This window comes from Kitasatospora sp. NPDC058243 (assembly GCF_042882025.1).
GTDB lineage: Bacteria > Actinomycetota > Actinomycetes > Streptomycetales > Streptomycetaceae > Kitasatospora.
The window spans coordinates 1-1,843 of the sequence record NZ_JBHVWW010000149.1 but is presented as its reverse complement, the minus strand read 5'-3'; the positions used below and the strand labels follow the sequence as shown (position 1 = coordinate 1,843).

At 73.0% G+C, this 1,843-nt stretch carries 2 protein-coding genes; one reads left to right on the top strand and one right to left on the bottom strand.

Annotated elements, in window-relative coordinates; genetic code table 11:
- A partial coding sequence (locus tag ACFVX9_RS39665; RefSeq protein ID WP_387987153.1) for a serine/threonine-protein kinase occupies positions 1 to 878 on the bottom strand: 878 nt, incomplete at its 3' end.
- A 408-nt stretch (positions 879 to 1,286) separates the two neighbouring features.
- Between ACFVX9_RS39665 and ACFVX9_RS39660 the strand changes: the two genes are divergently transcribed.
- A complete protein-coding gene (locus ACFVX9_RS39660) occupies positions 1,287 to 1,484 on the top strand; it encodes a hypothetical protein (protein ID WP_363372835.1) in 198 nt (65 codons plus the stop codon).
- Positions 1,485 to 1,843: the final 359 nt, after the last annotated feature.

Sequence of the window (1,843 nt, the reverse complement as noted above, 5' to 3'; positions counted from 1 at the left end):
GGTGCCGGGGCCCGCCCGTGGCCGGGCCGCGCGGTCCGGGTGGCGGTTCCGGCTGCCGCCCCGCGCGCCGCGAGTTCGCTGAGGCGCTCGTGCAGTGCGGCCGCGCCGGGCCGTTCGGCGGGTTCCTTGGCGAGGCAGGCGCGGATGAGCGGTGCCAGTGGCGTCGGTACGGCGGACAGGTCGGGTTCCTCGTGGACGACCCGGTAGAGCATGACTTCGGAGGACGCCCCGGATCCGAACGGGGTGTCCCCGGTGAGCGCGTAGGCGAGGGTGGCCCCGAACGCGAACACGTCGGTGGCGGGGGTGACGGCGGCGCCGCGGACCTGTTCGGGCGCGAGGAAGCCGGGGGAGCCGACGGCGGTGCCGACGTGGGTGAGGGTGCTGGCGCCGCGCGACCAGGCGATGCCGAAGTCGATGATGCGCGGGCCCCGCGGCGAGAGCAGGATGTTGGAGGGCTTGAGGTCGCGGTGGACGACCCCGGCCTCGTGCACCTTGACCAGCCCGTCGGCGAGTGCGGCGCCGATCCGGGCGGCCTCGGGCCAGCTCAGCGGCCCTTCGTCGCCGACCTGCTTGTAGAGGGAGGGCCCGGGCACGTACGCGGTGGCGAGCCAGGGACGGTCGGCCTCGATGTCGGAGCCGACGACGCGGGCGGTGCAGCCGCCCCGGATGCGGGAGGCGGCGGCGATCTCGCGGGCGAAGCGGGTGCGGAACTCCTGGTCCTCGGCGAGTTCGGCGCGGATCAGCTTGAGGGCGACGCGCTGTCCGCGGCGGTCGGAGCCGAGGTAGACCACGCCCATGCCGCCGGCGCCCAGTCGCCGGTGCAGGCGGTACGGCCCGACGATGCGGGGGTCCTCACGCCTCAGCCGCATCATCGCCATGTTCCGTTCCCCGTCAGCCTGTGGGTGAGGCCCCGTCGGTTGGGGCATCGTCAGTTCCTGTCTGGCACAGCTTACGGACTGCCCCCTGCGGTGTGCTGATACGCAACACCTCAAGCAGCCGTGTGATTGTCGGATCGTGCGCTGACCCGCAGGTCATAGGGGTGCCGAAGCCTTTCTCGGGGTTGCCCCTCAGGGTTCCCCCGGGGTCGCGGCCAAGGCTCCCTCCCCCTGCGGTAGTACGCCTGAAGTCTGAGCGTCATCCTCCGGGATGCCCGAGGAACAGTACGACGGCATGACGCCCGGACGGCCCCCTGAGCAATAGCGTTGTGTTCAGCGGTGGACGGGGAGCTCGTCCCCCGAGGTAAGCCGTTCACCGCGCCAACTCGACCGGACCACAGGAGTAAGGGCATGGCACCGCAGCTCACGGGAAACCCCCGCCGTCGGTCGGCCGTCATCCAGTCCCGGTCGGCCGAGCAGCCCACCAGGCACCCGGCCGTGGCACTGGCCATGGCCCTGCCGTGCGCGGTGCTGCTGGTGCTGCTGTTCGGCGGTTGGGATCAGATGGCGAACCAGGCCCAGGCCGTCGCCGATCTGATCGGCCGCTGAGATCACGCCGGCCCCGACGGGGTCGGCCACAGAACGGGCACTGGTCCCCTGGGGACGGGGAACAGTGCCGCCGGGGAGGCCGCGGCCGCGATGACACGCGGACGGGCGTGTGTGGCGCGCAGAGCGCCCCGGCAGGCGGAGACGCCGCGTACGGACGTCGGTGAGGGCGACCGTACGCGGCTCTTCTCTTTTCCCGAAGCCGTCGTCCGTCTCGAAGGCGTCGGCTGCCCCGAAGCCGTCGTCAACGCCAAACGGCCGGGGCCAAGAGAAGCCCAAACGCCCCACCCCCCCCGTCCCTCCCCTCCCCCCCTCATCGTCACCCCCCCCCCCCCCCCCCCCCCCCCCCCCCCCCCCCCCTC